Source organism: Sphingobium sp. B1D7B, from assembly GCF_025961965.1.
In the GTDB taxonomy this organism is placed as follows: Bacteria; Pseudomonadota; Alphaproteobacteria; order Sphingomonadales; family Sphingomonadaceae; genus Sphingobium.
Window position 1 is genome coordinate 2,902,908 of sequence record NZ_JAOQOR010000001.1, and the last position, 26,241, is coordinate 2,929,148.

General features: G+C 65.1%; 27 protein-coding genes. 12 read left to right on the top strand and 15 right to left on the bottom strand.

What is annotated here, in order from left to right; genetic code table 11:
• Positions 1 to 41: 41 nt before the first annotated feature.
• Both M2336_RS13495 and M2336_RS13500 read left to right on the top strand, forming a co-directional pair.
• Positions 42 to 1,058, top strand: a complete 1,017-nt coding sequence (locus tag M2336_RS13495) for an HNH endonuclease (protein ID WP_264593068.1) — start codon at positions 42 to 44, stop codon at positions 1,056 to 1,058.
• Positions 1,051 to 2,091, top strand: coding sequence for a class I SAM-dependent methyltransferase (locus M2336_RS13500; protein WP_264593069.1), 1,041 nt, complete (start codon positions 1,051 to 1,053; stop codon positions 2,089 to 2,091). Before M2336_RS13495 ends, M2336_RS13500 begins: the two co-directional genes overlap by 8 nt.
• Positions 2,092 to 2,175: 84 nt before the next feature.
• Here the strand turns inward: M2336_RS13500 and rlxS are convergent, their stop codons facing one another.
• The 6 genes from rlxS to M2336_RS13530 all read right to left on the bottom strand — a co-directional run bounded on the left by rlxS (position 2,176) and on the right by M2336_RS13530 (position 6,836).
• Positions 2,176 to 4,134: a relaxase/mobilization nuclease RlxS gene (gene rlxS / locus M2336_RS13505; protein WP_264593070.1), complete on the bottom strand. Its 1,959-nt coding sequence runs from the start codon at positions 4,132 to 4,134 to the stop codon at positions 2,176 to 2,178.
• A gap of 251 nt (positions 4,135 to 4,385) precedes the next feature.
• On the bottom strand, positions 4,386 to 4,757 hold the full coding sequence (locus M2336_RS13510) for a hypothetical protein (protein ID WP_264593071.1): 372 nt from the start codon (positions 4,755 to 4,757) through the stop codon (positions 4,386 to 4,388).
• Between the two features lie 227 nt (positions 4,758 to 4,984).
• The gene (locus M2336_RS13515) at positions 4,985 to 5,590 is read right to left on the bottom strand and encodes a lytic transglycosylase domain-containing protein (RefSeq protein WP_264593072.1); all 606 of its coding nucleotides are present in this window, start codon (positions 5,588 to 5,590) and stop codon (positions 4,985 to 4,987) included.
• Positions 5,578 to 6,156 (bottom strand): S26 family signal peptidase, encoded by a 579-nt coding sequence (locus M2336_RS13520; protein ID WP_264593073.1) that lies wholly within the window; start codon positions 6,154 to 6,156, stop codon positions 5,578 to 5,580. Before M2336_RS13520 ends, M2336_RS13515 begins: the two co-directional genes overlap by 13 nt.
• Positions 6,153 to 6,383, bottom strand: coding sequence for a helix-turn-helix domain-containing protein (locus tag M2336_RS13525; RefSeq protein ID WP_264593074.1), 231 nt, complete (start codon positions 6,381 to 6,383; stop codon positions 6,153 to 6,155). The genes M2336_RS13520 and M2336_RS13525 overlap by 4 nt, the downstream gene beginning before the upstream one ends.
• Before the next feature lie 153 nt (positions 6,384 to 6,536).
• The gene (locus tag M2336_RS13530; RefSeq protein WP_264593075.1) at positions 6,537 to 6,836 is read right to left on the bottom strand and encodes a DUF736 domain-containing protein; all 300 of its coding nucleotides are present in this window, start codon (positions 6,834 to 6,836) and stop codon (positions 6,537 to 6,539) included.
• A 525-nt stretch (positions 6,837 to 7,361) separates the two neighbouring features.
• Here M2336_RS13530 and trpS point away from each other — a divergent pair.
• Positions 7,362 to 8,375 (top strand): tryptophan--tRNA ligase, encoded by a 1,014-nt coding sequence (gene trpS, locus M2336_RS13535; protein ID WP_264593076.1) that lies wholly within the window; start codon positions 7,362 to 7,364, stop codon positions 8,373 to 8,375.
• A gap of 104 nt (positions 8,376 to 8,479) precedes the next feature.
• On the opposite strand, the gene M2336_RS13540 is transcribed toward trpS, so the two are convergent.
• From M2336_RS13540 to M2336_RS13550, 3 genes are all read right to left on the bottom strand, one after another.
• Positions 8,480 to 10,264: a ParB/RepB/Spo0J family partition protein gene (locus tag M2336_RS13540; protein WP_264593077.1), complete on the bottom strand. Its 1,785-nt coding sequence runs from the start codon at positions 10,262 to 10,264 to the stop codon at positions 8,480 to 8,482.
• Positions 10,265 to 10,364: 100 nt separating this feature from the next.
• Positions 10,365 to 10,778 carry a DUF2958 domain-containing protein gene (locus M2336_RS13545; RefSeq protein ID WP_264593078.1) on the bottom strand — a complete coding sequence of 138 codons (414 nt, stop codon included), beginning with the start codon at positions 10,776 to 10,778 and terminating at the stop codon, positions 10,365 to 10,367.
• The gene (locus M2336_RS13550) at positions 10,775 to 11,740 is read right to left on the bottom strand and encodes an ArdC family protein (protein WP_264593079.1); all 966 of its coding nucleotides are present in this window, start codon (positions 11,738 to 11,740) and stop codon (positions 10,775 to 10,777) included. The genes M2336_RS13545 and M2336_RS13550 overlap by 4 nt, the downstream gene beginning before the upstream one ends.
• A gap of 722 nt (positions 11,741 to 12,462) precedes the next feature.
• On the opposite strand from M2336_RS13550, the gene M2336_RS13555 reads away from it, so the two are divergent.
• On the top strand, positions 12,463 to 12,681 hold the full coding sequence (locus tag M2336_RS13555) for a helix-turn-helix domain-containing protein (RefSeq protein ID WP_264593080.1): 219 nt from the start codon (positions 12,463 to 12,465) through the stop codon (positions 12,679 to 12,681).
• Positions 12,682 to 12,715: 34 nt separating this feature from the next.
• Here M2336_RS13555 and M2336_RS13560 read toward each other — a convergent pair whose 3' ends face one another.
• The 6 genes from M2336_RS13560 to M2336_RS13585 form a co-directional block, all read right to left on the bottom strand.
• Complete coding sequence (locus tag M2336_RS13560) at positions 12,716 to 13,489, bottom strand: DUF2285 domain-containing protein (RefSeq protein ID WP_264593081.1); 774 nt, start codon at positions 13,487 to 13,489, stop codon at positions 12,716 to 12,718.
• A gap of 26 nt (positions 13,490 to 13,515) precedes the next feature.
• Positions 13,516 to 14,382: a phytanoyl-CoA dioxygenase family protein gene (locus M2336_RS13565; protein ID WP_264593082.1), complete on the bottom strand. Its 867-nt coding sequence runs from the start codon at positions 14,380 to 14,382 to the stop codon at positions 13,516 to 13,518.
• A complete protein-coding gene (locus M2336_RS13570; protein ID WP_264593083.1) occupies positions 14,379 to 14,984 on the bottom strand; it encodes an acyl-homoserine-lactone synthase in 606 nt (201 codons plus the stop codon). Before M2336_RS13570 ends, M2336_RS13565 begins: the two co-directional genes overlap by 4 nt.
• 67 nt (positions 14,985 to 15,051) lie before the next feature.
• Positions 15,052 to 15,837, bottom strand: coding sequence for a LuxR family transcriptional regulator (locus tag M2336_RS13575; RefSeq protein WP_264593084.1), 786 nt, complete (start codon positions 15,835 to 15,837; stop codon positions 15,052 to 15,054).
• A gap of 158 nt (positions 15,838 to 15,995) precedes the next feature.
• Positions 15,996 to 16,865 carry an ATP-binding protein gene (locus M2336_RS13580; protein WP_264593085.1) on the bottom strand — a complete coding sequence of 290 codons (870 nt, stop codon included), beginning with the start codon at positions 16,863 to 16,865 and terminating at the stop codon, positions 15,996 to 15,998.
• Complete coding sequence (locus M2336_RS13585; protein ID WP_264593086.1) at positions 16,862 to 17,779, bottom strand: DMT family transporter; 918 nt, start codon at positions 17,777 to 17,779, stop codon at positions 16,862 to 16,864. The genes M2336_RS13580 and M2336_RS13585 overlap by 4 nt, the downstream gene beginning before the upstream one ends.
• A 73-nt stretch (positions 17,780 to 17,852) precedes the next feature.
• Here M2336_RS13585 and M2336_RS13590 point away from each other — a divergent pair, with 73 nt between their 5' ends.
• The 8 genes from M2336_RS13590 to trbJ all read left to right on the top strand — a co-directional run bounded on the left by M2336_RS13590 (position 17,853) and on the right by trbJ (position 26,149).
• The gene (locus M2336_RS13590) at positions 17,853 to 18,635 is read left to right on the top strand and encodes an AraC family transcriptional regulator (RefSeq protein WP_264593087.1); all 783 of its coding nucleotides are present in this window, start codon (positions 17,853 to 17,855) and stop codon (positions 18,633 to 18,635) included.
• 263 nt (positions 18,636 to 18,898) lie between these two features.
• A complete protein-coding gene (locus tag M2336_RS13595; RefSeq protein ID WP_264593088.1) occupies positions 18,899 to 20,947 on the top strand; it encodes a conjugal transfer protein TraG in 2,049 nt (682 codons plus the stop codon).
• A gap of 2 nt (positions 20,948 to 20,949) precedes the next feature.
• Positions 20,950 to 21,345, top strand: a complete 396-nt coding sequence (locus tag M2336_RS13600; protein WP_264593089.1) for a CopG family transcriptional regulator — start codon at positions 20,950 to 20,952, stop codon at positions 21,343 to 21,345.
• A gap of 47 nt (positions 21,346 to 21,392) precedes the next feature.
• The gene (gene trbB / locus M2336_RS13605; RefSeq protein ID WP_264593262.1) at positions 21,393 to 22,349 is read left to right on the top strand and encodes a P-type conjugative transfer ATPase TrbB; all 957 of its coding nucleotides are present in this window, start codon (positions 21,393 to 21,395) and stop codon (positions 22,347 to 22,349) included.
• Positions 22,350 to 22,369: 20 nt separating this feature from the next.
• Positions 22,370 to 22,681 (top strand): TrbC/VirB2 family protein, encoded by a 312-nt coding sequence (locus tag M2336_RS13610; protein WP_264593263.1) that lies wholly within the window; start codon positions 22,370 to 22,372, stop codon positions 22,679 to 22,681.
• Complete coding sequence (locus tag M2336_RS13615) at positions 22,678 to 22,965, top strand: VirB3 family type IV secretion system protein (protein WP_264593090.1); 288 nt, start codon at positions 22,678 to 22,680, stop codon at positions 22,963 to 22,965. Before M2336_RS13610 ends, M2336_RS13615 begins: the two co-directional genes overlap by 4 nt.
• Positions 22,959 to 25,403: a conjugal transfer protein TrbE gene (gene trbE / locus M2336_RS13620; protein ID WP_264593091.1), complete on the top strand. Its 2,445-nt coding sequence runs from the start codon at positions 22,959 to 22,961 to the stop codon at positions 25,401 to 25,403. The genes M2336_RS13615 and trbE overlap by 7 nt, the downstream gene beginning before the upstream one ends.
• Positions 25,403 to 26,149 carry a P-type conjugative transfer protein TrbJ gene (gene trbJ / locus M2336_RS13625; RefSeq protein ID WP_264593092.1) on the top strand — a complete coding sequence of 249 codons (747 nt, stop codon included), beginning with the start codon at positions 25,403 to 25,405 and terminating at the stop codon, positions 26,147 to 26,149. The genes trbE and trbJ overlap by 1 nt, the downstream gene beginning before the upstream one ends.
• The last annotated feature ends 92 nt before the right edge of the window (positions 26,150 to 26,241 follow it).

Here is a 26,241-nt window from a genome sequence, read left to right on the forward strand (position 1 = left end):
GCGCCGGGCCAAGGCGTGACTTCAACGACCGGCAACGGACCGTGGCGCAGACAAACGATGGCTGCGAGCGACACGCTGTGCCAGACTACTCTCAAGAAGGGGGATCCATGAAGGAGCCACAGCATTCGAAAGGCTATCAGCGCCTGCTGGCATTTCTCGATCAGCAAATGTCGATGAGCCACATCTACCAGCCGGTGATGCTGAAGACGCTCCTCGCTGGAAATGGCGTTGCTTCGCGCCGCGAGATCTCCGCGGCGTTCCTCGCCGAGGATCAAAGCCAGCTCGAATATTATGATGAGATCGTCAAGCGCTACCCGACGCAGACACTGAAACGCCACGGCATCATCGACCATCAGCGGGGCCGCTATCAGCTTTGTGACTCGTATAATATCGTCGATGCCGAGGAGCGCGCGGCGCTGATCGCCATCTGCGATGCGAAGCTCACCGAGTTCATCGAACGCCGCCAGCAGATGGTCTGGAAGCATCGATCGCAGAATTTCGATCCGGTGCCGGGTTCGATCCGCTGGCGCATCCTGCGTCGCGCGATGGGGCGGTGTGAAGCCTGCGGAATCAGCGCGGCCGAGCGCGCGCTCCATGTCGACCATATCATTCCGCGCTCCTGGGGCGGTTCGAACGACGTCTCGAACTTCCAGGCGCTGTGCAGCACCTGCAACGTCCAGAAGCTCAACGGTGACGCGACCGACTTCCGTGCCGCCGCCGAAGCCCTCACCCACCGGTCTGCTCAATGCCCGTTATGCGATCCGCTTGCTTCCGAGCTGGTTGCCGAGAATGCGCTGGCAGTGGCGAGAGCCGTTCCCGGCCGGGTAGGTCACTTCCAGATCGCCCCACGGCGCCATGGCACCGGCTATTTCGGTCTTTTCCAGCCAGAGCTTAATGCCATCCGTGCGCTTGAACTCGCGCTTGGGGAACGTGCATCTTCAATGGGGCTGGACGGCCGAACCGCGTCGATTGTGATCGCGTCACAAGGTGTTGGAGAACATTGTCTTGTGGGCTGCCAGTTCGAACGCGCGGCTAAAGAGGGGACGACGAATGGCTAACCCATTGAGCGACGAGCAGGCGAAGGCGATGCAGATCGCGGCCTATAACCAGAATTGGGAGACCTTCCGCTCGCTCAACAGCCTGATGTGGCAAATCCCACTGATCGCCATGACCCTGACGGGCGGTCTTTGGTTCGGCGTCTCGACTGTCAAGGACATGCCCTATTTCGCGGCGGGCTTGCTGTTGCTGGCCGGGTGCGGGAATGTCGGCCTGATGCTCACGCTGCGCCGCCTGCGATACATCATGGCGCAATATCTCGACTGGTCGAAGACGACTTATCGTGACGGTCACGTCTCAGCGCCGGGTGGGCCCTGGTTCACCGGCAACGAGACGGTGCGCTTCATCTTCCAGGTGCTGCTCGCGATGGCGGCGATCATCAGCTTCGTGCTACTCGCGATGACGATGTACGCGAACAACACCAGCCAAGCCGGATCAGACGGCAACAAGGCAATCGCCTATTATGATCGCCACGCGGTCGAGCTCGCCGACAGCTATGAGGGCATCTCGTTCGACAATACCCATCCGGCATTGGCCAAGATGCTGTCGGGCAACCCGCCGCTTCGCGTGCTCGACGTCGGTGCCGGCACCGGCCGCGACGCCGCGGCGATCGCCCAGCTCGGCCATCAGGTCGTGGCAGTCGACCCATCGGCCAAGATGCTGAAGCTCGCGCAGTCGCTGCACCGGAACCCGCAGATCGCGTGGGTGGACGACGGACTTCCCAGCCTCGGCAAAGTTCGGGGCGCGCCGTTCGACGTGGTTTTGCTGAGCGCAGTCTGGATGCACATCCCACCGGCAGAACGTGCTGCGGCGTTTCGCCGGCTCGCGGCGCTGACTGCCCCGGCGGGCAGCCTCTATATCAGCTTGCGCATGGGGCCTGGCGATGCGGCGCGCGGGATTTGGCCAGTCAATGCCGAGGAAGTCGGCCGGCTCGCGACGGCGCAAGGTTTCAAGGTAACAAACCTGGGTGCCCAGCCGGATCTGCTCGGGCGTGCCGAGGTCAGCTGGCAGACCCTTCTCGTGCATCGGCCATGATGCCTGTCCACAGTCGGAACCGCCATCGAAGGTATGCGCAGCCGGCTGCTTAACGGCTCAAGAGCAGGCGTGAGGTGTGTTTCGTTAAATTTCCGGACTCGCGCGACCACGACCGAACTGCCAGCTGATCCCGGCCACCCGCATGATCCCAGAGGCGACCTTTCCGATGTTGTGTTCAAGCACATCGCGCCACGGCACCAGCGTGAAATCCCGCGATCGTTCGAGCAGGGCGTAGCTGCCGCTTTCCAGATCGACACGACGCGCGATCACGCCCTCGACGCGCTCGCCTATTCGGGCCGGCTCGAACGGCTTGCCGAAACGGTCTGCGAGGCCTGCTGCGGCGCCCCGCAATTCGCGTTCACGCAGCGCCTCGACCGCACCGTCGCGCAGTCGAAAATTGCCGCGCTCCCCAACGGCGAGCTGCTGCGCGACCAGCCATTTCCGCCGGGCGGCAAGTGCCATCCTGACCTCACGACCGAAGCCGACGTCGCGCGGGGCGTGCGCGGCGCCCTCGATCTCGCGATCGAGCCAGGTCGGGGCATCCCTCGCCGCAAGGTCGGCGACGGGTGTCCGGGACAGAACCGACAGTGTCACTGGCCGATCACGCTGCTGACGCCGGGCGAACGCCTCCGCCTTCGCCAGATGATCATCTGCAATCGCCCAGCTTCCGTCCGGCAACCGCTGGGGACCGGCACCTGCACGCCGCATCGCCTCCAGCCGGCGGACATGGCTGGTCGCGAAGGCCTCGCTGGCATTGGGATCGTGCGCCAGGTGCAGATCGACCGAATAGCGGCCGCCATTGGCGCGGGAGATGGCAGCGACGGAGCGATCCGCCTGGGTCACCGACAGCCGCGTCGGTTCGATCCTGACCGTCGCGCCTTCGGGCACGCCGGGCGTTCCATCGCTCCGTCCGACATCGACATAATGGACGCGGCCATCGGTGCCATCGATCATCAGGTAATGGCGGTCGCGATGCTCGTCGGAGAATCCACGATGGATCACGCGGCCAACGATCGGCTCGTCTAGCTCCGTCGTTACCACCTGCTCGACCCCTGAGCGATCCAGGCTGCGCGCGGTCAGCTCGCGCTGCATCAAGCGGACGATGTCGCCGCGCTCGCCCATGCCGCGCAGCGTATCCTCCAGCCCGTCCGCAAGCCGATAGCGGCCACCGCCCAGATCTTCAGCAAGCTCCATCGCCTTGAGCTTGCGCAACCGACCCGCCGCGACCGATTGGTGGAGCGGGTCATTGTCGGCTGGCGACACCTCGCGCTCGCCGTCCATGCGGCGCAGCAGGCGGCGGTCGATCGCGGTCAGCCGTTCCTGGTCGACATCGTGGCGCAGGCGCGCCTCGATCTCCTGGTCGGTACGCGGGCCGAGATCGAGCGTAACCAGTTCGGACGCGCGCTCGCGCAGCCCGTGCGCAATATATTCGCGCGCGATGATGAGATTGCCGCCGCGATCGTCGACGCCGCGCAAAACGATATGGGTGTGCGGGCGCTCGGTATTGAAGTGATCGACCGCTACCCAGTCGAGCTTCGTTCCCAAGTCCTGTTCGACCTGTGTCATCAGCCGTCGGACATAGGGCTTGAGGTCGGGATATTCGGCGCCGTCCTCGGCCGAGACGATGAAGCGGAACTGGTGGCGGTCGTCGGCCGTCCGCTTGAGGAAATCGTCGCCGTCGACGCGGTCGGTTTCCGGGCCGTAGAGCTCGCCCGGCAGCCCCTCGCGCGTGACCCCGTCGCGCTGGATATAACGCATGTGCGCCCGGGCGACCTGGCCGGCCTTGCCCTGGAGACGGATCAGGCTCGCCTTGACCACCGCGCGCCGTCCGCGGAACCCGGCAAGCCGGTCGCGGCTGGACAGGAGCCGTCCCAGGCTCGCGCCGCGCCCGATCCGGCTGCCGTCGAACCGACGGGACCGCACCCCGGTCTTGGTGCCCGCAAGCCGCGCGGCGGCGAGGATGCGCCCGCCATATTTGACGACCTGCTTGCCGTCCTTGCCGCGATTCCTGCCGAGCCTGGGCTTGAAGTCGTCGTCAGGCATGGCAACGCCCCAGAATCTCGCGATTTCGCAGCATAAATGGCGGATTTCCGCTATTTCCCATCCCCATGTCTCGCGAAGGTCGCGCGCTGTCTCGTGAAAAAAGGATGTGCAGACAATCACTTAAGCAGGGTCGCGAGGCACTGCCTTTATCTTGTTTCCTCTCTTTTCCCTCTTCCTCCCCATTTCGGCTCAAAAAAGGGGGAGAGACGAACGCCTTCCGACGCCGCCTCTCCCCGCAGACCTTGCTGCAATCAGTGCGCATGGAGCATTGCATCCCGCGCCCTGACCAACGACCTGAACAGACGGCATCCCAGAATCCCATGGGCCTCGCCATCGCCATCCACGAGCATGGTGGCGCAGAACCAGTTGCCGTCCAGTCGCCCATAAATCGCGATCCGATCCAGTTCGAATTCCTCGTCGTCAGGGTTTTCGTAAGCGCCGATCCAGCGCTCCTCGACCCGTGCATCCCAGTGAAAATCCGCTTCTTCGGCCGCCAGAAACTGGTGGGCCAGATCCTCCCCGGCACCCCGCCCGAACTCCAGTTCGAGACCAGATACCAGCGCTGCCATCACGCGATCCACGACATTGGCCGACGCCGTTCCGATGCTTTGATCCATGTTCATTATGACCTCCAACGCTACCGTCCTCACCATCGAGAACGGCGTCCGAGGGACGGGGGGCGGAGCGGCTGTCAGGGCCGCTGTGCGAAGCGCAGCGCCGCGAAGCGGACGTGGGGGGAGACGATTTTCGAAGAAAATCGGGGGGTGCCCACGGGCCTTGAGAGCCGCTCCGCCACCCGTCATGCTGGGTCTATCGAGACGAGCTTCCTCCCTCACGGTCACGCACGACATCACCGTTCATCCGCATTCGACAGCGCGACGAACAGCGTCGTTGACGGTGTGTCAGAAGAAGTATCGGGCACGTTGCGCCGTACCGCGAAGATCGACTGCGACGGGGCGGGCCTGGAAGTCACGATCATATTTTTCGCTGGCAAAGGAGCCACCGTAGCGAGGTAGCCCACCGTCTCGGACGGCAGTGCGCGACGCCCCGACAGATGCTCGGCATAGCGCCCGGGACCGGCATTATAGGCCGCGAACATGCCCGGATAGCCAAAGCGATCGTACATCAGTCGTAGGTAGAACGTGCCGGCCAGAATATTGTCGCGCGGATCATCCGGGTTGTTCCCGAGGCCTAGCCGCATGCGCATGTCGGCCCAGGTCGCTGGCATGAGTTGCATGAGCCCCATGGCGCCCGCAGACGAACGGATCGGACGGCCTTTCCATTGGGTTTGGCCGCCGCTCTCGGCGCGCATGACGCGCTCGATCCATTCGCTGGGGATACCGAAGCGCAGCGATGCCTCGCGGATAAATGGCTGCCAGGTTGCCACCGATTCGGCGTGTGCAGGCGTCGCACAGGCGATTGCCAGTGCGATGACGGAGCGCTTCACCGGCGCCACAGCAGCTTTGCCTTTCCGATGATGTCGGCGCCTTCGGTGGGGCCGAAGTAGCGACCGTCGAATGAGGATGGATTGTCCATGAGCAGGAAAAGCTGGCGCCCTCGCAGGACAAGGCAGCCCGTCCACGATGGCATGGACCGTCCCGCTGCATCGGCTGCCCGGCGCTCGGCAGCCCATCGTCCGTTGATGAAGACTTGGCTCCCGAGTGCGCAGATCTTGTCGCCGGCATAGGCTGCGACACGCTTCACGAGCGGTACGTTCAACGGCAGGTAGCGGCGAGAAGCAGCGAGATGCCGATAGCGCTGCGGGACGCGTGCAATTGCCATGTCGCCAGGCTCGAGCATGGCTTCGGGCTCCACCGAATAGAGGCCGACCGGCGCGCTGGCGCTAGCATTCCAGACGAGGCGCGGTGCCGGTGGAAGCACAGCCGAGAGGAGTGCCATTCCGATCCCCACACTCCCCGCGAGGACATGGTGTCGAAGCCGAATGCGCTGCGCTTTTCGAGTGCGCAAAGCGTCGCCCCACGCCAGGAGCGGTGCATCCGACAAGTTGCGGTGCCCACTCACCGGTCGATTTCCCGCGCGCTATGCTCGCTCGACCACGTGTCGAGGTCATCGATATGATACTGCACGAAGCGGCTATGGCGGCGGAAAACGGGCCCCTTTCCCGCGCGACGCAGGCGCTTCAGGAGTCGGCTCGACATCTTGAGATAGGCAGCCGCCTGGTCGGTATTGAGGAAGGGCGAGCCGCGCTTTGCGCGGTTCGCCCGCGTGATTTCGTCGTCGGTATCCATGGGGAATCGATATCCTTGCAGCCGCGGCCGCCCCGTGCGGTCGCGGCACCCGGCTTGCCGGGCAGGACACCGCGTGATCAGTGTCGAATTCGGGGGTGCCGTCATCGACACCGGTGAAGGGAGCCCCGCGCCTGGCCAGCGCGGGGCCGAGGATTACCGTGACCAGATAAGCTTGTGCTCGCCGTTTTCGCCCAGGGTCAGCGTCGCGTAGATTGGTGCGGGGAAGGACGGATCGTCGAGCTTGAGGCTGAGGTATTCCGCTCCGGTCTCGCGAGCAGCCTTGGTCCAACCCGCGCCGAACTCGACGCCGCCAGCGTTGACGCGGTGGTCCGGGGCCTTGTCGTGCTCGCGTTCGACGGGCCGGATCGTGGCCTTGACGCGGAGTGTCAGGGTTCGGATTTCGCCGTTGTAGACGCCGTCTTCGTTGCGAGTGAAAGTCCCGATCTGTGCCATTGTGCTTCTCCTTGTCGGATGCGAAGTCGCCCGATGCGGCCTCGACAGGCGGTCATCGGCGGGCCAAGCATGACCATGCACCCGAAGGGCCGACGCGGAGCAAAGAACGGCAAAGGCCGGGCTTCTTGGCCCGCGAGGAGGCGTGGAACACGCCGGGGAAGAAGATCGGGCGGAGCCGTTGCATGGTCAGGCGACCCCGTCAGACCCGCCGTGAAGAGAGGTCCGCTCGGCGCGCTTGATGCGACAGGAAGTCAGTGTCGGAAAACCGGGGGCGAGCTATCGGTGTCGCGCGTCCAAGACCGAGATTGCAGCTACAAGCCACTCGTCGAAGGGTCTTGGCTTGTCGTGTCAGGGCAACTATTGCGGTCCTATGACCAACCGGCCTTCGATCATTGCACGTCGCTGGTGGCCCGCTTTGTAAGCGCGGCCCGTCATACCCCTTTGATCCTGGCCGCTGCTCGCGGCGGCCGGATTCCAGGATAATCTTACCGACAACAGCAGCGGCGACTTTATGGAGAGTTGCTGATGTCCCCCGATTCCACGCCTCACGTGATCCTTACTGGCGACCGCACAACCGGGCCGTTGCACCTCGGTCATTATGTCGGCTCACTGCGCAGCAGGGTAGAACTGCAACACGCACACACGCAGTATCTGCTCCTCGCGGACAGCCAGGCTCTAACCGATAATGCTCATGCCCCCGACAAGGTGAGGCACAATGTCCTGGAGGTGGCCCTCGACTACCTGGCGGTCGGTATCGACCCGAACCTTTCGACCATTTGTGTTCAATCGGCCTTGCCGGCGCTGTCCGAACTGACGCTTCTCTACCTTAATTTCGTGTCGGTCGCGCGGCTTGAACGCAATCCAACGATCAAGGACGAGATCCAGGCGCGCGGCTTCGGACGTGACATTCCTGCCGGATTTCTTTGCTATCCGGCAGCACAGGCAGCAGACATCACGGCTTTCAAGGCAACGCTCGTCCCCATCGGCGATGATCAGACGCCCATTATCGAGCAGACCAACGAGATCGTCCGGCGTCTCAACCGGCAGGCAGCTCGACCGCTGTTGGCTGAGGCAAGGGCGCTTGTCCCTCGGATAGGAAGGCTGCCCGGGGTCGATGGGAAGGCGAAGATGAGCAAGTCTCAGGGCAACGCTTTGCCCTTGTCGGCCAGTGACGACGAGATCGCTGCGGCGGTGAAGAGCATGTATACCGATCCCCGCCACCTGCGAGCCTCTGATCCGGGGCAGATCGAAGGAAATGTTGTCTTCACCTATCTCGATGCTTTCGATCCAGATGCCGAGATGGTTGCTGATTTGAAGGCGCAATACCAGCGTGGCGGCCTTGGCGATATGACGTTGAAGCGGCGTCTGACCGAGATTCTCCAGGCGATAATTGCTCCGATCAGGGAACGACGGGCGCGATATAGCGGCGATCTTGGATACGTCTGGGACGTCCTGCGGGCGGGCACGGAACGTGGCCGGACAGTCACCGAGACGACCAGGAAGGTAGTTATCGAAGGCTTGGGGTTGTTCCGTTTGTAGAGTTCTTCCAGGGCACAATGCGGCGCGGCCGAGCCCAACGGGCGAGGCCGCGCCGCGATTTTTTGGCATCACGAGGGGCGGGAGCGATCCCGCCCCTCGATCCTTTACGCCGCTCGTGCGAACGGTTCTTCGCCTTCGTTTGTCTTCTCTGCGAAGATCAATTCACGCGCCGCCATCACCTTGTCGTGGGCCGCGACGGTGCCGACGCCACCTCGCTCCGTGTAGGCGCTTGGCGGGAACTGCATCCATCGCGGCACCCACCGCTCGACCTTGGCGCGTCCGTCATTGCCCGCCAGATGGTCGGCAATGATGCGCTTCAAGGTCTTTGCCTTCTCGCCAGAATTGGCGCTGGCGACCGTCTCACCGGCCACTTCGCTGACCATTCGTCCCAGCACCTCGCGGTCGCGCAGCAATGAGAACATGGCGTCATCGGTTTGCCACCAGTCGGCCATGGCGATCCCGATTTCGCTGCCAACCGCCTCGACTGCGGCGCTTCCGGCAGCGAGTGTCTCACCGATGACAACGGCGATGATGCGGGTCACATCCTCATCGGATAGTGCGGTCAGGCGGAGGAATACCCCCACGACGCCATAGTCGTCGCCATTGCCACCGGTGACGCTCGGCTCCTCGGACGAAAAGCCGAGCAGGTCGAGCGCGGCGCGCCGATGCTGGTCGAAGACGGCCTCGCCGCGGCAGGTCTCGATGCTTTCGCGCACCTCGTCATTGCGCGTCGATTGCGGCTCGGGGCGCACAGTCCATAGTTGCGATCCGACGATTGCATGGGCCACCATGAGCCGCAAAGCGATGCCGGGATGGTTGAGCATGGCGGCGCGCACGGCGGCATGGCGGTGCAGGTCGACATAGGTCTGGAGTGTCGAGGTCAGTTCAGGTCGCTGCGGCTTTTGCCCTTCGGGCGCTTCCCCACAGGCCGCGCGCCGGGCCTCCTTGCGGGTGATGTAACCTTCATGGAACGTCACTTCCCCGGTGCTGCGCACATCGGCATAGACGCGCCCGCCCTTGCGCTTGGGAGCCTTTTCATATTCCCAGGAATGGAAGTGTTCTGACGGTGGAACGATGACGACATCGCTCCAGCCTTGCTCCAGATAGGCAGAGCGCGTGGCTTCGATAGCCGCATTCTGCGCGGTCCAGAATGCGTCGGGATCGGCAAAATAGCGGTCCTCGCCGAACAGGTCGGCGATGGTCGCTCCGGCAAAATCGTCAAGGTTGAACAGCGCGAACCGGGCGGAGATCGACTGCCCCCCGAACAGCCATGCCTTCAACTGGTGCCCGGTCGGCACATAGCTGTCGGGATCGTCGTAGAGCGCCAGCCATGCCTTTTGCTGGCTCTTGCTGGCTAGGGTCAGGTGGCGGACGGTGGCGCGATCGATCTTTTCCGAGCGGTAGAGGTCGCGGATGCGCGGCAACAGGTTGCCCAGTGCAAGGACACGGCGGATGGTCAGGTCGGGCAGGCCGAAGGTCGCCGCGATGTCGTCCACCTCGCGGCCTTCCTTGACCAGCCGGGTAAAGCTTTCCCACTGGCGAACCTCGTCGGCATCGAGCCGCGCCATGTTTTCGATCATCGATGCCTCGATGGCGGCGGCATCGTCGCCCGCCTCGAGGATGCCGCAAGGCAGCAGCAGGCCTTCAGGATCGACGTCGCCCGACGCGCGGCGCTCATCCGCGACAACAAGGCTGGCATGAAATCGGCGGCTTCCGGCGACGATGCCGAAGCAGCCATCGGCATTGGCAGGGCGAACCAGCAGGGTCTGGATGACGCCGCGCGCCCGGATGGTCGGCAGGATGTCCGACACGTCGGGGGCCTTCTGGCGCGCACGCATGTTCGTCCGGTCCACGAAGAGCTTGTCGAGGGGGATATATTCGAGTTTCATGGCAATCACCTTTCAAAGGTGCCGGTCCCGTCGTTCGTGCAAGTTTGGCGGGATCGGCTTTTGATGGCGGCGAGACGCGCCGCCTCGCATCATTCCGCCGTCAGGTCGGCGGAATCTCGGGAGCCGTGCCGCTCGAGGCGATACGGCGGAACAGGGCCTCGGCGTGGATGATCGAACCGGCGCGGCGCGACCAATCGGCCCAGGCCGAAAGCGGGTGCGATGTCTTGAAACCGAGGTCGCGCTCGATGGCGAGGCCGAACGGCAGCCGGACGGAGGCAATCTCCGACAGGCTGAACCAGCCGAGCTCGGGGCATCCAAAGCCGAGGTCGGCAAGGCCAAACAGCGCGTCGCCGTCCTCGGCAAGCTCGGTCGCGAGCCAGGTCGCCGCACCCACGGGATTGAACAGCTTGATCACGGGCAACGGATCGAACCGTTCGCCGCGCGCTTCGCAGCCATGGCGATTGGCGTAGTTGTCGCGCAGGGCCTGTTGCAGCTGCGGGGTGAGGAGGATCATGCCGCGATCCTCCCTTCGGTTTGCGTGGCACCTGCCTCGCGATGGCGAGCGAGTAGCCAATCGGCGGCCTTGCTCGCGGCACTTGCCGCCCGGAAGATCGCGCGATTGTCTTCACGCAGGACTTCAAGCCATGCGCCGATATAGTCGGCATGGCGTACAGTGGGGGAGATGCCGAGCGCCGCGCAGAGGAAGGCCGATCCCATTTCCGCGACCAGTTCCTCGCGGGCGTAGTCCTTCGATCCGAAGGCGTTGACGAGATTGCGCCCCAGCCGGTTGGCGTGCCCGGTGGCGTGGGTCAATTCGTGAAGGCAGGTCCGGTAGTAATTGACCTGCTTGAAGAAAGCGGGCTGCGGCGGGACCTGCACATAGTCGAGCGAGGGCACATAGAAAGCCTTGTCCCCGCCGATGCGGAAATCGGCGCCCGAGGCTGCGATCACCTCCTCGGCCAGCGGCACGACCTCACGTTCGGGCAGCGGTGCCGGGTCCGAGGCGAGGCCTTCGCGCAAGCCTTCGCACTGCGCGACGTTGAAGACAGTGAACCGCTTGAGAAACGGCACCGCCTTGGCCTCGCCGCCATCGCGGTCGGCCCGCTGTTTTTCGGCCTCGGGGGTGAAGCGGTCGGCATAGACGACGCACTGCCCCCGCTCGCCCTTGCGGACGCAGCCGCCTGCTTCCTGAGCTTGCCGGAAGGTCAGCCACGATTGCGACGGCCAGCCGTGCTCGATGACCGCGCCCCACAGGATCAGGATGTTCACGCCCGAATAGGGACGCGCGGTCAGTGCATTGCGCGGCAGGCCGGGACCGATCCCGCCGGTCATGCCCCACGGCTGGACCCATGGCAGGCGTCCGGCCTCAAGCTCGGACACGATCCGTTGCGTCACCTCGTCATAGAGATTGACGCGGCTCCCCTCCCTTTCCTTCGCAACATCCCGGCTGGCGCTACGCTTGATATTCCTCGGCATGGCTTGTCCTCCACGCCGCCCTAAAAAAGCCCCATGGCTTTCCCGCAGAGGCGGGGGTGGGCGGCAAGCCGCGACCAAGAGGCCCGGCTCCAGCGGCCGGGGCACCGCAGGGCGAAAGGAACTGGAGCACCCCGAGCACAAGCGAAGGGGTTGCGCCGGCCGCGACGGGCCTAGCCGGAAGCGCCGCCCGCACCCGCCGATACGGGAAGGCCACCAGCAACGCCGCCGCGCCAAGCGGCGACCATCAGCCGGTCACTTGACCGGCCTACGCCAGGGATCGAAGCCGAATGGACGAGACGCCAAGGCGGCTCGGCGGCGCAGCCGCGAGAGCGCGGTCGTGCGCGTAGCGCTCGAGGCGCAGATTACCTTGGCTTATGCGAACCGTGTCAGCTGCTTGGGTTTCCGAAGGCCTCACTTGCCTGAGCGAGGCCCTCACCGATGATCCACCGTGCTCGCGCGATATGCGACGCCCAACAACGCTCGGCTCCCTCCTGGCCTGGATCAATCAGCATCACCGTTGCCGCGGCATCCTGCCAACCCATTCCAGCAGCTTCCGCATCGAGCAAGGCTGCGTAGAGTGCCAACTGACGGCGATCGTACTCGGTCACGTGATTTTGGGGTGCTAGTGGGACGAGGTTCGGCATGTTCCGCGACGTCGGCTGAGTGAGAATTATTCATTATAGTGAATATCTCGCCGCGTCCATTTCTTCGACTTCAGATGGATGGACGTGCGCAAAACAATCGGTAAAAATTTTGCGCGCCTGCGGAAGGAAAAGGGCCTCACTCAGCATCAGGTCGCAGAAGCTTCTGGTTTCACACAGGCTTACATCGGTTGGCTGGAACAGGGACGCCGAAACCCGACCGCGATTTCGCTCTGGCATCTCGCACAAGCAGTTGATGCAATGCCCGCAGATCTCTTGGCGCCGCTGCCGGAAGAATGATTCCGGGAATTCCAAATTTCGTCAGATGCGGGGCTTACCTCAGCAATTCCCGATAACCTCCCTCCGCCATATCGCGGGCCATTGCGATCAGTCGCCTGCACTGGGACTTGAGGGCCTCTCCCGCCCATTCGTCCCGGACGCGCCCGAGGCCGAAGAGCATCACGCCGACGTCGCGAATGCTCGCGCCCGCGACGAGCGCGTCATGAACGCGCAAGGCCAGAACCTGCCGCCGCAGGCGCTGGCTGGCAGGCGGGACTACCGTGAGATGCCCCGTGCGCCGAAATTCCAGGAACCGGCGAAGCGCGGCCAGCGCAGGCTCAAGGTCCACGACCCCAGACAGGTCATGCATCAAGGCAACAGGCCCCGCCAGCAACGAACCGCCCGCTACGTCGAGGCGAATGGTGCCAGCGCCAACGCCCAGCAGGACGTGCTCGCGGTTCTCCCCGCGGATAACCGTAGCCTTGGCCGCACTGCCGATGAGATCAAACGGCTCCGTCTGCCGGTCCATAACGGGCAAGGCCACGACCTGGAGGACGGAGGCATCCACCGCGGCGCTCCAGAGAACTGGCGCCTCCGTCCACCCCAGGCTGGCATCGGGCATGGCCAGGCAGCCCCAGCGGCCCGTGCAGTCAGCGGGCGCGGGCTCAACAAGCGTCACGTCACCGTGGGCAACGGCAGAAGTGCCGGCAATCGCCTGATAGGCAGGATCCCGCCGCAGCCATTCCCAGGCAAGACCCGCTGGACCGGCATGGTCGAGATTGCGATAGGATGCGGCGGCCGGCCAGGCATCTGGCAAGGCCGCCGGCATCGCGCGTCACCCAAGCCAGCCCGGCTTCAGCCCATCTCGCCCAGTTGGCCGCGAACGAAGGCGGCGACGGCGTCCTCCTGGTCAGGCCGCAAGGCATCGACCGCCGGCAGGCAGTCCGGGACGTCGCCGCGCAACAATATCGAAGGACATTGCCCCTCGACGTTGCCGAGGTTCGGTCGGTGCTGGGCGTAGCCAGCCAGTGCCGCCAGTCCGGGCGAAAATTCGCGCGCAATGGCTGGCGGATAGACGAGCCACTGCAACTCGAAGGGCTTCAGCCAGCCAAGGCAGTAACTGACGATAATGCCCCGCCGCGGCGCTAGGCTGGTATTCCCGCCACCGCCATGCAGGGTCGAGCCCAGGAAGACCAACGCATCGCCCGGTGACAGGCGGGGTACGATCGCTTCCGCCTCGTCCAGTTCTACGACCTCCGCGTCGATGTGGCTGCCCGGCCAGAGCCGAGTCCCGCCATTTTCCCGGGTGAAGGGATCGAGCGGCCACATCACGTTGACGAGATATTCGAGCGTGCCCTTGGGCCCGGCCCACATGTCCTGGTCGCGATGCGGCACTTGCGGCAGCGCGCCTGGATGGATCTCTATCGCCTGGGTCAGGTTCAAGGCGATCCGATCGCACCAGGGCAGGAGTGTCGATTCCGCGATGGCAAGAACGCGCTCGTGCATGACGAGCCGGGCCATGTCGGGCGAGCGGCGCAGCAAGGCCCCGAACCGCTTGGTACGGGCGCCGTAGAAGCCGCCCTGGCACAGCGGCGTCGCCATAAAGCGCGATTCCAAGCCGGCGTTGATGCCCGCGACCAGCGCCGGATCGACAGCACGCTCGAGGATGCAATAGCCATCGCGCGCCAATGCAGCGCTCTCCCGGTCGACGCGCGCGCTCATGCCGCCACCGCCTGGGTCGTGCCCACGTAGGTGCCCGACCAACGCAGCCGATCAGGCGTATCCTGCCCGATATGAGCGGCGAAGGCGCCGACCAGGCCGCTGTCGACGCGCACCGCCGGGCCGAGGGACTCGGCGGCCCAGCCCATGGCGAGGACTTCCTTGCGGAAGGCCTCGGGCAGGACGCCGGTGAGGCAGGTGATCCCGCGCTCCAGCGCGAAGTCGACCATGGTGGAGATCAGACTGTTGCGAAGCTCGCGTCGCCGCAAGGCACCGTGGCGCTGGGGCAAGCACAGCCGCGTGCTTTCCCAGATCGTCGGCCCTACCGGGACGCCGAGCGGGCAAAGGTGTGCGAACAGTTCTCCGAGCATGTGCGGGCGCGTCGATGGCATCAGCCGGATCGAGGCCTCGTGTTCGCCGTTCGCATCTGCACAGATGATGTAGACCGTACCGGCAGTATCGAACTGGTCGATTTCGAACTGGCCATCGACGACGGGCACGTCCCATCCGAAAAGGTCGACGAACAGGCGCTTGCGATCGGCGAACATGGTCTCCAGGAGCTGGCGGCTCCCCGGCGCGAGGTGGTTTTCAACGATGTGGATCATGAAGTGCTCCCGGTTTGCGGACAGCCGCAAGGGAAGCACCGGGGCGGCCTCGAAACAGGCCGAGTGATTACTCGGGTTGACGAGCTACGAGTTCGTCGAGGCCGATTTCGCCAGCGAAGATCGCGCTCACGACGAGTTCGGTGCGATCATGGGCGCCGAAGAGCTCACGCGCCTCGGTCATGTAGCCATCGACGGTGCGCGGGGTGAGCGAGAGGGTTCGCGCGATTTCCTTGTTGGACATGCCGCGTCCGGCAAGGATCACGCAGTCGCGCGGACGGGGATGGAGGCGCGGCGTCGGGCGTGGCTGGCGCTGCCCGATGACCAGACGGCGTGCTGCCTGGAAAGCAAAAATACCGATCATCTGGACGGGGCCGAGCAGGCGAACTGCGCGCTTCGGCGATTTGATCCCGGCGAAGGTGCACGAGCCCATGCAGTCCCCGAGCAGCACGGACGGCACGGTGATGCCCTCGTTCAGCCCTTCGGCCTGGCCTGCCTCGAGGCAGCGGCGGTCATGGCGATCAAGATGGATGATCCGGTCGAGCTCTGACCAGAGAAATGCGCCGTCGGCGAAGGCACAGGCCCGGATGACTGGATCGCGGCGATACCGGCCCTCGTCGATGATCCGGGCAGCAACTGCCTCGGGATAGTGGCGGACATCGACCCGGCCTGGGGGCGATCCGCGCAGGTCGGCGTGATGGATGAGCGCGTAGTAACGAAAGCCCAGGTCGGCGGTGACCGCCTCCATCAGCAGGGCAAGCTCGCCGGGCGACGCTGCCGCCCGGGCGGAGCGAATGAAGGCGTCCGCCAGGGCTACGCTTGGCGCCAGCCGCGACCGCCATCGGTCGGCAGGCATTCTCGGTTTTTCCTCTCCCGCCGGGCCAACCCGGTAACCAGACCCTTTCCTTTGAAAGCTCGCATATGACCATGGTTTGCCATGGCCATGAGTCACTGGTTGGTGGGGCCCCTATCCAGCCACCTACTTAATTGGCGATCGACCGCTGCTGGTGCGTATCAACGGGATGCCGGGGTACCCTGGCCACGAACATGCTGGATGAATTGCCATGCCGTCCGCCCCGATCGCGATCCCCTGGCAAGGGCCCATTCCCTAGCCGCCTGGGCGAGATCCGCGCGGTCGATGCCGATACCCAGCCGATCCGCATAGGATGCCACGATGTCGAGATATTCGGTCTCCACCATCGCGTGGAAACCCAGCCAAAGGCCGAAGCGGTCCGACAGCGAGACTTTCTCCTCGATCGCCTCCCCCGGATGGATAGCCGTCGCGCGTTCGTTTTCGACGATGTCACGGGCGAGAAGGTGCCGGCGATTGGACGTCGCATATATGATCACGTTTGATGGGCGCCCCGCTATGCCGCCGTCGAGAAGAGCTTTCAGCGACTTATAGTCTCCTTCCCCATGGTCGAACGAGAGATCGTCGCAGAAGAGGATGAAGCGCCTGCCATGCTCGCCAGCCAGGATCGCCAGCAGCTTGCCCAGGCTGCCAATGTCTTCCCGCTGCACTTCGACCAGCGCGACAGGCGCCGTTTGGCCATCCAGCGCGCGATTGACTTCGGCATGGACCGCCTTGACCAACGAACTCTTTCCGGTGCCGCGAGCCCCCCATAGCAAGGCATTGTTGGCCGGCTGCCCCTCGGCGAAAGCCAGCGTATTGGCGAGCAGCGCGTCACGCTGGCGCTCAATGCCTCTCAAAAGGTCGAGGTCAACGCGCGCGATGGTGGCGACAGGATCCAGCGCGAGGGCGTCCGCGCGCCATACATAGCCTTCAGCCTCGGGCGCGATTGCGACACTGCGCGGAGGTGGCGCAAGCCGCTCGAGAGCCTCGACCAGACGGACGAGGAGATCCTGATTGGCAACACTGTTCATCGGGCTTCTCCCCGGCTTCCAGCCGCCTCCCTTGCGAGAGGGCGAGAAAAGACTTGTGCGCAGGCCACGCCGGCGAGGATCGTTACTCCACCGAGAAGATGGTAGAGCCGTATTGGTTCGCCTAGCAGCAGGAAGGCAATCGCCGCGGTAAAGACCGGCAATAGATTCATGAAGATCGAGCACCGGCTGGGGCCAAGCTTCTCCACGCCCCTGATCCAGAGAAAGGGCAGCAGAACGGAAGCGAAGGCACCAGCATAGCCGATGAGCGGCAAGGTGCGCGCATCCAACTGGCGAAGCTCGGGTGGCGTTGCGAGGAATGCGGGAAACATGATCGCGAGAGCGCACAGGGCCTGGCCATAGGTCGATTGCCAGCCCGGCAGGCCGACGTTCCACCTTTTGAGAAGGATGCCGTAAAGCGCATAGATCGTCGCCGCGATCAGCATCATGAGATCGCCTGCATGAATGCCGTTCCTGAAAATCTGGCCGGGCTCCCCGCCACTGACGAGGTACAGGATGCCCCCGAGCGACAGCATGCCTCCAAAGACAAGACCAGTGGTCGGCGCCTCTCCCAGGATTGGGATGCTGAGCGCCACCGTAAGCAGAGGTACGAGAGCCGTGAAAACGGCCATGTTGGTGGCACTGGTCGTTTCGGCTGCGAGGTAGGAGAGACTCTGGAACAGGCACATCGCCAGGAACCCGAGAACAGCGAGTTTCCCGAAATGGCGCCAGAAGATGGCTCGGTTGCGCCATGCGGGGGCAGCAACAAAGGGACTGAGAAGTATTACGGCCAGTGCCAGCCGGTAGAAGGTTATCGCCTGGGGGCCAATGACATGGGCCGACAGCCGCGAGACCACGACATTCCCGGCCCACAGCAGGATGGCCAGCGTCGGGTAGATAAAAGAAAGATACCGCATGGAGGCTCCAAGTTTTGGTCCTCCGACTTTGTAGGTGCTTCCAGGGTCGGCAGTATCACGATATAGCGACATCATGTATAGCGAAAGCGACAACATCCATTGCTTGCTGGAGCAGCATGAGCAAAGCGAGCGAACGGTATCCGCGCTTGTGGCTGACTACCCAGACGGAGCCAGTACCGGCGAGCACGCGCATGCGCGCGCCCAGCTGCTCTATGCCATCTCCGGCGTCATGGTCGTGCGATCGGTTACAGGGCATTGGGTTGTCCCGCCGACACGCGCCGTCTGGCTGCAGCCCAACGTGGTCCACGAAGTGCGGATGTGCGGACCGGTGCAGATGCGCACCGTCTTCGTCGCCAGCGATGCGCATGACGAGCTGCCGCGCTCGAGCTGCGTCGTTTCGGTGGGGCCGTTGTTACGGGAATTGATCGTTGCAGCCTGCAAGGTACCGCTGAATTACCCGGAAAATTCCCGGGACGACCGGCTGATGTTGCTCCTGCTTGATGAACTCCGGACCACCTCGACCTTGCCGCTTCACCTGCCGCTTCCCATCCACCCAGGCATCGGCAAGGTCTGCCAGCTCCTGATGGAGGACCCCGGCGACGGTCAGGCGACCGAACAATGGGCGCGACTGGCGGGCATGACGACCCGCACGTTCCAGCGAACGTTCACGCGGGAGACGGGTCTCACTTTCGGACAATGGCGGCAGCAGGTGCGCCTGCTGGCCGCCCTTGAGCGTCTGGCACGGGGAGAGCGGATCATCGACGTCGCTTTCGACAGCGGATATGCAAGCCAGAGCGCCTTTACCGCCATGTTTCGGCGGCAATTCGGAATGCCGCCCAGCGCGTTCTACCAGTAGCCTGCCTGTGGGCAGGTCCCTTCCGTCGGCGATCGCTAGGCACGCTCCTGCGTTGGGAGAGCGGATGCCGACCAACGAAGTCAGGCTGGCGCGGTCCTGGATCGCAGCGCGCCTTCCACTGCCGGCGAATTTCAGGTCGATAGATTTTTGTGACACCAGGAAGGTCCTTCGCGGCACCTGCCGGTGACTGATGCCAGGAGGCGGTTGGCCCGATGCTTGGGGCTGCCCGCCATCGAATGAGTCGGCGGTGGGCGGAGGCCCGCATGACCCCGACCAAGCTGCTCATAGGACAGATCCTTGTCGTGCTCGCGATCATCGTCGCGGGCATCTGGTCTGCCACCCAATGGGCGGCGGCGGCCCTCGCGTACCAGCCGCAGCTTGGCGCGCCCTGGCTACTTTTCCTCGGAATGCCGGTCTATCGGCCCTGGTCGATCTTCGTCTGGTGGTTCCAGTTCGACGCCTATGCGCCGGTTGTCTTCGACGAGGCCGGTGCAATTGCCGCGGCAGGTGGCCTGGCCGGTTGCGGTGCTGCCATCTTTGGGTCGGTCTGGCGCGCGCGCCAATCGAGCAATGTGACGACCTACGGCTCGGCGCGCTGGGCAGACCTGCGGGATATCGCTGCCGCAGGCCTGCTGGATGAGCGCGGCGTAATCCTTGGCCGCCTCGGCGCGCGCTACCTGCGCCACGACGGTCCCGAGCACATCATGGCATTCGCGCCGACCCGCTCGGGCAAGGGCGTGGGCCTCGTCGTACCCACGCTGCTCGGCTGGACGGGTTCGGCCGTGATCCACGACATCAAGGGCGAGAATTGGCAGCTGACCGCCGGCTGGCGCCAGCGCTTCTCCCACTGCCTCCTGTTCAACCCGACCGACGCCCGTTCGGCCCGATACAATCCGCTGCTGGAGGTCCGCCGCGGCATCGACGAGGTTCGCGACGTCCAGAACATCGCCGATATCCTGGTCGATCCCGAAGGCGCGCTTGAGCGGCGCAACCACTGGGAAAAGACGAGCCATTCGCTGCTCGTGGGCGCGATCCTCCATGTCCTCTATGCGGAGGAGGAGAAGACGCTCGCCCGGGTCGCCACCTTCCTTTCGGACCCCCAGCGCCCGTTCACCGCGACCTTGCGGGGCATGATGGCTACCAACCACCTTGGCAGCGAAGCGGCACCGCGCGTGCACCCGGTCGTCGCCTCGGCCGCGCGCGAGCTCCTCAACAAAAGCGAGAACGAGCGCTCGGGCGTCCTCTCGACAGCCATGTCCTTTCTCGGGCTTTACCGCGACCCAACCGTCGCTGCCGTGACGAGCGCCTCGGACTGGCGGATCGCCGACCTCGTCGAGGCCAGGAATCCGGTCTCATTGTACCTTGTCGTGCCACCATCGGACATCAGCCGCACCAAGCCGCTGGTTCGGCTCATCCTCAACCAGATCGGTCGCCGGCTGACCGAGGAGCTGCAGGCGGAGGGCTCCGTGGGCCAGGCCACCATGCGCGGCAACCGTCATCGGCTTCTCATGATGCTCGACGAATTCCCCGCGCTGGGCCGCCTCGATTTCTTTGAGACGAGCCTCGCCTTTCTCGCCGGCTACGGGGTGCGCGCATTCCTCATCGCGCAGAGCCTCAACCAGATCGAGAAGGCTTATGGCGAGCACAACGCCATCCTCGACAACTGCCATGTCCGCATTGCCTTCGCCAGCAATGACGAGCGCACGGCGAAGCGCATCTCGGATGCCCTTGGCACTGCCACCGAACAGCGGGCCATGCGCAACTATGCCGGTCACCGGCTCGCGCCCTGGCTCGCCCACGTCATGGTCAGCCGCCAGGAGACCGCCCGCGCACTGCTGACGCCTGGCGAGGTCATGCAGCTCAGCCACAAGGATGAGCTCGTGCTGGTCTCGGGCCATCCGCCAGTGCGCGCCAGCAAGCTGCGCTACTATGAGGACCGTCGCCTTGCCGCCCGCGTGCTGCCTGCACCCGCGCTGACTCCTGGCGCGTACCAGGACCTCCCGCCGCAGCGCGCTGACGACTGGGCTGGCCAGGTCCGCAGCGCTGACGAACGGCTCGGCGGCCGCCTCGACCTTGATGACGGCGCCGATTCCGGCGGGCTCGAGCAGGCTCGCCACCCCGCGCACGAGATCGAGGTCGTCGCATTACCAGACGCAGAGATCGCCGATCCCCTCGGCCTGGCCGACGACGATGGTGACCAGGCTGCCGAGCGCCGAGCCATGGACCGGGTCCAGGCGCTCGGAGCGGCGCGGGCCGTCTACGCACTCGATGCCGGGACGCCGCGTCCCGACGACCTCCAGCTGGATTTTTGATCATGGAGAAGGTTCGCCACCAACTCTTCCTGCCGCAGCCGCTCAGCGACAGGCTAGAGGCGCTGGCCGCTAGGCCCGGCGCGACAAAGTCGGCGATCCTGGTCGATGCCCTGACGGCGTGGCTCAATCGCCGCGGCGCGTCCGAGCTCGAGGACCGCTTCTCGATCCGGCTGGACCGCCTGACCAAGGCGATCGGCCGGGTCGACCGGGATACCTACGTAATCCTCGAGACGCTGGCCCTTTTCATCCGGTTCGAACTCGCGATCCAGACCCCGCTTGCCGAGAATGACCAGGCTGGTCGCGCGCTCGGCGCCAAGCGCTTCGAGGCCTTCGTCAATCAGGTCGGCCGCCAGGTCGCGACCGGTCGGCGCACGCTGGGATCGGAGGCGGGCGAGTGAGCGCGCAGCATGATCCGGCTGTCCTTTCGAGCGCGCGACGCCGCGCGATGCTGAGAACCGCGATGGGTCCGGAGATCGCTTCGGCGCTCGCCGATTCCCGGACCCAGGAGATCATGGTCAACCCGGACGGCGCCCTGCGGCTCGACCGCCTTGGCGAAGGCCGCATCGACACCGGCGTGCGGATCCCGCCCGCACAAGTCGAGCGCATCATCCGCCTCGTGGCCAGCCATGCCCGCGCCGAGATCCATGGAGACAGGCCGGTAATCTCGGCGGAGCTGCCGCCCCATGCCGAAAGGCGTGCGGGCGAACGCTTCGAAGGCGTGCTTCCGCCTGTATCCGAAGCTCCCTGCTTCTCCATTCGCAAGCCTGCCGAGCGGCTGCACCTGCTCGAGGACTATGTCGCTGAGGGCATCATGCCGGTTGAAGCGGCACGGCTGCTGCGCAGGGCGGTGGCCGACCGGCTCAACATCCTCGTCGCCGGCGGCACCAGTTCGGGCAAGACGACGCTCGCCAATGCGCTTCTTGCCGAGATGGCCAGTGTCGATGCCCGCGTCATCCTCATCGAGGACACCCGGGAACTGCAATGCCCCCTGCCTGACACGGTCGCGCTGCGAACCAGGGCGGGCGCGGCTTCGATGACCGACCTCGTGCGCTCGACGATGCGCCTGAGGCCCGACCGTATCGTGGTTGGCGAGGTGCGCGGTCCAGAAGCGCTCGACATGTTGAAGGCGTGGAACACCGGGCACCCTGGCGGCATCGCCACGGTCCACGCCAACTCGGCCCGCGCTGCGCTCACCCGGATCGAGCAGCTCGTCCAGGAGGCCGTGGTGACCGTGCCGCGGCAGCTCATCGCCGAGGCCATCGACATCATCGTCTTCATCGCTGGTCGCGGCGCTGGCCGCCGGGTGGCCGCGGTCGCGCGGGTCACTGGGTTCGACACTCGCGCCGGTGCCTACGACCTTGCCGATCTTCTCAATCCCCAACCCGAAGGAGATGCCTCATGACCAAGCCCACCCGTTTTCCGATGCCGTCCGCGCTGGTTGCGGTCGCTGCCCTTGCCGCTTCCCTCATGGTCTCGGCGCAGGCGCATGCGGCGGGTTCCGGCATGCCATGGGAGGAACCGTTGCAGCAGGTGCTGGAATCGGTGCAGGGCCCCGTTGCGAAGATCGTCGCGGTGATCATCATCATCGTCACCGGTCTTACGCTCGCGTTCGGCGAGACGGCCGGTGGCTTCCGCCGCCTGATCCAGATCGTCTTCGGGCTGTCGATCGCCTTTGCCGCGTCGAGCTTCTTCCTCTCCTTCTTCAGCTTCGGCGGCGGGGCCCTCATCGCATGAGCGGCAGCGTCCACCATTCTGCCGGCGGCCACATCGAGGGCTTCGAGGCGCCGATTCATTGCTCGCTCGGCAGTCCGATCCTGCTTGGCGGTGCCCCGCGCGGCATTGCCATCGTCAACGGGACGCTCGCTGCCGGCGTCGGGCTGGGCCTCCAGCAATGGCTGGCCGGGATGGTGCTCTGGGCGGCGGGGCACAGCCTCGCCGTCCTCGCCGCCCGGCGTGATCCCGACTTCGCCCCGGTGCTCGTCCGGCACCTGCGGCAGAAAGGCTACCTCGCATGCTGAACCTTGCCGAATATCGGTCGCGCGCCGACCGGCTTGCCGATCACTTGCCGTGGGCGGCCCTGGTCGGGCCAGGCATCGTGCTCAACAAGGACGGAAGCTTCCAGCGCACGCTCGCCTTTCGCGGGCCAGACCTTGAGTCCGCGACCGAGGCCGAACTGATCGGTGCCTGCGCGCGAGCGAACAATGTCCTCAAGCGCCTTGGCAGTGGCTGGGCAATGTTCTTCGATGCCGAGCGGGTGGCCGCCCCCGGCTATCCCGCAAGCCGGTTCCCGGATCCGGCCAGCGCCCTTGTCGATCGTGAGCGCCGCGCGGCGTTCGAGGCAGAGGGCGTGCATTTCGAAAGCCGCTACCACCTGACCCTGCAATGGCTACCTGCCGCCGATGCCGTGGACAGCGCCGGGCGCAGGCTCGTCGACCGGCCGGATGCCGACGGAGCAAGGGACTGGCGAGGGGCGCTGTCGGGCTTCGTGGCCGAGACAGACCGCGTGGCAGACCTCCTGTCAGGTTTCATGCCGGAAGTTCGTGCACTGGACGACGGCGAGACGCTGACCTTCCTCCACGGGTGCATTTCGGAAAAGCGACATCCAGTCTCCGTGCCGGAAACGCCGGTCTATCTCGATGCGCTACTGGTCGATACCCCGCTGACGGGTGGGCTCGAGCCGATCCTCGGGGCGAGCCACATGCGAGCGCTGAGCGTGCTGGGCTTCCCGAACATGAGCCGGCCGGGCATCCTTGATGCGCTCAATCACCTCGGCCTGCCTTATCGCTGGGTCACGCGCTTCATCGCGCTCGACAAGGCAGAGGCAACCAGGACGCTGACCGGACTTCGCCGGCAGTGGTTCAACAAGCGCAAGTCGGTCAGCGCGCTGCTGCGCGAGGTCCTCTACAACCAGCCAACGCAGTTGCTCGACAGCGATGCAGACAACAAGGTCGTCGATGCAGATGAAGCCCTTCAGGTGCTTGGGCAGGACCATGTCGCATTCGGCTACCTGACCACGACGATCACAGTGAGCGACCGGGACCGGGGCGCCGTCGAGGAGAAGCTCCGCGCCGTCGAGCGCATCGTCAATGGCCTTGGCTTCACGACCATCCGCGAGGGCGTGAATGCCGTCGAGGCTTGGCTCTCCTCGCTTCCCGGCCAGTCCTACGCCAACGTCCGGCAGCCGCTCGTCCATACGCTCAACCTTGCGCACCTCATGCCGCTTTCGAGCACATGGGCGGGTCCTCGCCGCAACGAGCATCTCGATGGGCCGCCGCTGCTCCTCGCCAGCACGGCGGGCTCGACGCCGTTCCGCCTGTCGACGCACGTCGGGGATGTCGGCCACATGCTGGTCGTTGGCCCCACGGGAGCGGGCAAGTCCGTGCTCCTCGCTACCCTCGCCTTCCAGTTCCGGCGCTACGAGGGTGCGCAGGTCTATATCTTCGACAAGGGTTTTTCCGCGCGCGCTGCCGTTCTCGCCTGCGGCGGCATCCACCATGCCCTTGGCAGCGACGAGGGCAAGGCGCTCGCCTTCCAGCCCTTGGCCGGGATCGACCGGCCTCTCGAGCGCAGCTGGGCAGCAGAATGGATCGCGGCCCTGCTCGAGCACGAGAAGGTCGCGGTCACGCCGGACGTAAAGGACATGCTCTGGTCGGCGCTGGGCAGTCTCGCCACCGCACCAGCGGAGCAACGGACGATGACTGGCCTCGCGCTGCTGCTCCAGTCCAACGCCCTGCGCACGGCCTTGCAACCCTATACGCTGGACGGCCCCTATGGGCGCCTGCTCGATGCCGCCGAGCAGGGCCTCGAGCTTGCCGACATGCAATGCTTCGAGACGGAGGCCTTGATGGGCCAGGCCGGCGTGGTCGCCCCGGTGCTGTCCTATCTCTTCCACCGCCTCGAGGAGCGGTTCGACGGCCGCCCGACGCTGCTCATCCTCGACGAAGCCTGGATATTCCTCGACCATCCGCTGTTCGCAGCCCGGATCCGGGAATGGCTCAAGGTCCTGCGCAAGAAGAACGTCTCGGTGGTCTTCGCCACGCAGAGCCTCGCCGACATATCTCAATCGTCAATCGCGCCCGCCATCATCGAAAGCTGCCCGCAACGTATCCTGCTCCCCAACGACCGGGCGATCGAACCGCAATCCCGCAGCATCTACGAGCAGTTCGGCCTCAATGACCGACAGGTCGAGCTGGTCGCGAGGGCAACGCCCAAGCGCCAGTACTACCTCCAGTCTGCCCGTGGGAACCGCCTGTTCGAACTGGGTCTCGGCCCTGTCGCGCTTGCGTTCTGCGCTGCCTCCGATCCCGCGACCCAAGCCCGCATCGACGCGCTGCTCGAGGCGGGCGGCACCCACGAGTTCGCAGCCCGCTTCCTGCGCACCGCTGGCCTCGACTGGGCGGCTGACCTCCTGGCGAAGGCCCCCGAACCCCTATCCCCCGAAGAAGGAGAATCCTGATGCGAATTTCTGCCCCCGCCCATGCCGTCGCATGCAGCTTGGCCCTGGCATCGATCTGCGTCACGGGCGCCATACTCGGCCTGCCCGCAGCGCCCGCCCAGGCACAGATCTCGGTCTTCGACCCGAGCAACTACGCCCAGAACATCCTGACCGCCGCACGCACGCTCCAGCAGGTCAACCAGCAGATCAGGCAACTCCAGAACGAGGCGCAGATGCTGGTTAACATGGGCAAGAACCTCTCCCGGATCGATTTTCCCCAGCTCGATGCCCTTCGGCAGAAGCTCGCCCAGATCGACCGCCTCATGGGCCAGGCCCAGGGTATCGATTTTCGGGTCGACCAGCTCGACGCCCGGTTCCGATCGATGTTTCCGCAAGACTTTGCAACAGCCCTTCGAACCGACCAGCGCGTGCAGGGCGCCCGCGGCCGGCTCGATGCCAGCATGGATGCCTTTCGCCAGACGATGACGGTTCAGTCGCAGGTCGTCGAGAACGTGCGGGACGACACCCAGGCGCTCGCCGACATCGTGTCGCGAAGTCAGGGTGCCGAGGGATCGCTTGCAGCGCAGCAGGCGACGAACCAACTGCTGGCCCTGACGGCAAAGCAGCAGTTCCAGATCCAGCAGATGATGGCCGCCCAGTTCCGGGCCGAGGCCCAGGAACAGGCCCGACGGGCGACACAAGGGGTCGAGGCGCGGGCCGCGACGAAGAAGTTCCTCGGCTCCGGGTCGGCCTACACGCCGCAATAGCCCCCACGCGGCTCAAAGCCGACCCGGCCATGGCAGCAAGGCGAGCCTCCCGCGCCTGCCGCCGCCCGCGGGGCGTGGCCAACCCCCAGTCA

Coding starts and splice junctions, on each gene's coding strand:
- M2336_RS13545 (WP_264593078.1), bottom strand. CDS start 10,778: ATGATCCTCCTCACCCCGCAGCTGCAACAGGCCCTGCGCGACAACTAC.
- M2336_RS13530 (WP_264593075.1), bottom strand. CDS start 6,836: ATGGCACAGATCGGGACTTTCACTCGCAACGAAGACGGCGTCTACAAC.
- M2336_RS13560 (WP_264593081.1), bottom strand. CDS start 13,489: ATGCCGGCGGCCTTGCCAGATGCCTGGCCGGCCGCCGCATCCTATCGC.
- trbB (WP_264593262.1), top strand. CDS start 21,393: ATGCTGAGAACCGCGATGGGTCCGGAGATCGCTTCGGCGCTCGCCGAT.
- M2336_RS13580 (WP_264593085.1), bottom strand. CDS start 16,865: ATGAACAGTGTTGCCAATCAGGATCTCCTCGTCCGTCTGGTCGAGGCT.
- trbE (WP_264593091.1), top strand. CDS start 22,959: ATGCTGAACCTTGCCGAATATCGGTCGCGCGCCGACCGGCTTGCCGAT.
- M2336_RS13510 (WP_264593071.1), bottom strand. CDS start 4,757: ATGAACATGGATCAAAGCATCGGAACGGCGTCGGCCAATGTCGTGGAT.
- M2336_RS13540 (WP_264593077.1), bottom strand. CDS start 10,264: ATGAAACTCGAATATATCCCCCTCGACAAGCTCTTCGTGGACCGGACG.
- M2336_RS13565 (WP_264593082.1), bottom strand. CDS start 14,382: ATGAGCGCGCGCGTCGACCGGGAGAGCGCTGCATTGGCGCGCGATGGC.
- M2336_RS13590 (WP_264593087.1), top strand. CDS start 17,853: ATGTATAGCGAAAGCGACAACATCCATTGCTTGCTGGAGCAGCATGAG.
- M2336_RS13610 (WP_264593263.1), top strand. CDS start 22,370: ATGCCGTCCGCGCTGGTTGCGGTCGCTGCCCTTGCCGCTTCCCTCATG.
- M2336_RS13570 (WP_264593083.1), bottom strand. CDS start 14,984: ATGATCCACATCGTTGAAAACCACCTCGCGCCGGGGAGCCGCCAGCTC.
- trbJ (WP_264593092.1), top strand. CDS start 25,403: ATGCGAATTTCTGCCCCCGCCCATGCCGTCGCATGCAGCTTGGCCCTG.
- M2336_RS13555 (WP_264593080.1), top strand. CDS start 12,463: ATGGACGTGCGCAAAACAATCGGTAAAAATTTTGCGCGCCTGCGGAAG.
- M2336_RS13615 (WP_264593090.1), top strand. CDS start 22,678: ATGAGCGGCAGCGTCCACCATTCTGCCGGCGGCCACATCGAGGGCTTC.
- M2336_RS13600 (WP_264593089.1), top strand. CDS start 20,950: ATGGAGAAGGTTCGCCACCAACTCTTCCTGCCGCAGCCGCTCAGCGAC.
- M2336_RS13525 (WP_264593074.1), bottom strand. CDS start 6,383: ATGGATACCGACGACGAAATCACGCGGGCGAACCGCGCAAAGCGCGGC.
- M2336_RS13550 (WP_264593079.1), bottom strand. CDS start 11,740: ATGCCGAGGAATATCAAGCGTAGCGCCAGCCGGGATGTTGCGAAGGAA.
- M2336_RS13500 (WP_264593069.1), top strand. CDS start 1,051: ATGGCTAACCCATTGAGCGACGAGCAGGCGAAGGCGATGCAGATCGCG.
- rlxS (WP_264593070.1), bottom strand. CDS start 4,134: ATGCCTGACGACGACTTCAAGCCCAGGCTCGGCAGGAATCGCGGCAAG.
- trpS (WP_264593076.1), top strand. CDS start 7,362: ATGTCCCCCGATTCCACGCCTCACGTGATCCTTACTGGCGACCGCACA.
- M2336_RS13575 (WP_264593084.1), bottom strand. CDS start 15,837: ATGCCTGCCGACCGATGGCGGTCGCGGCTGGCGCCAAGCGTAGCCCTG.
- M2336_RS13585 (WP_264593086.1), bottom strand. CDS start 17,779: ATGCGGTATCTTTCTTTTATCTACCCGACGCTGGCCATCCTGCTGTGG.
- M2336_RS13595 (WP_264593088.1), top strand. CDS start 18,899: ATGACCCCGACCAAGCTGCTCATAGGACAGATCCTTGTCGTGCTCGCG.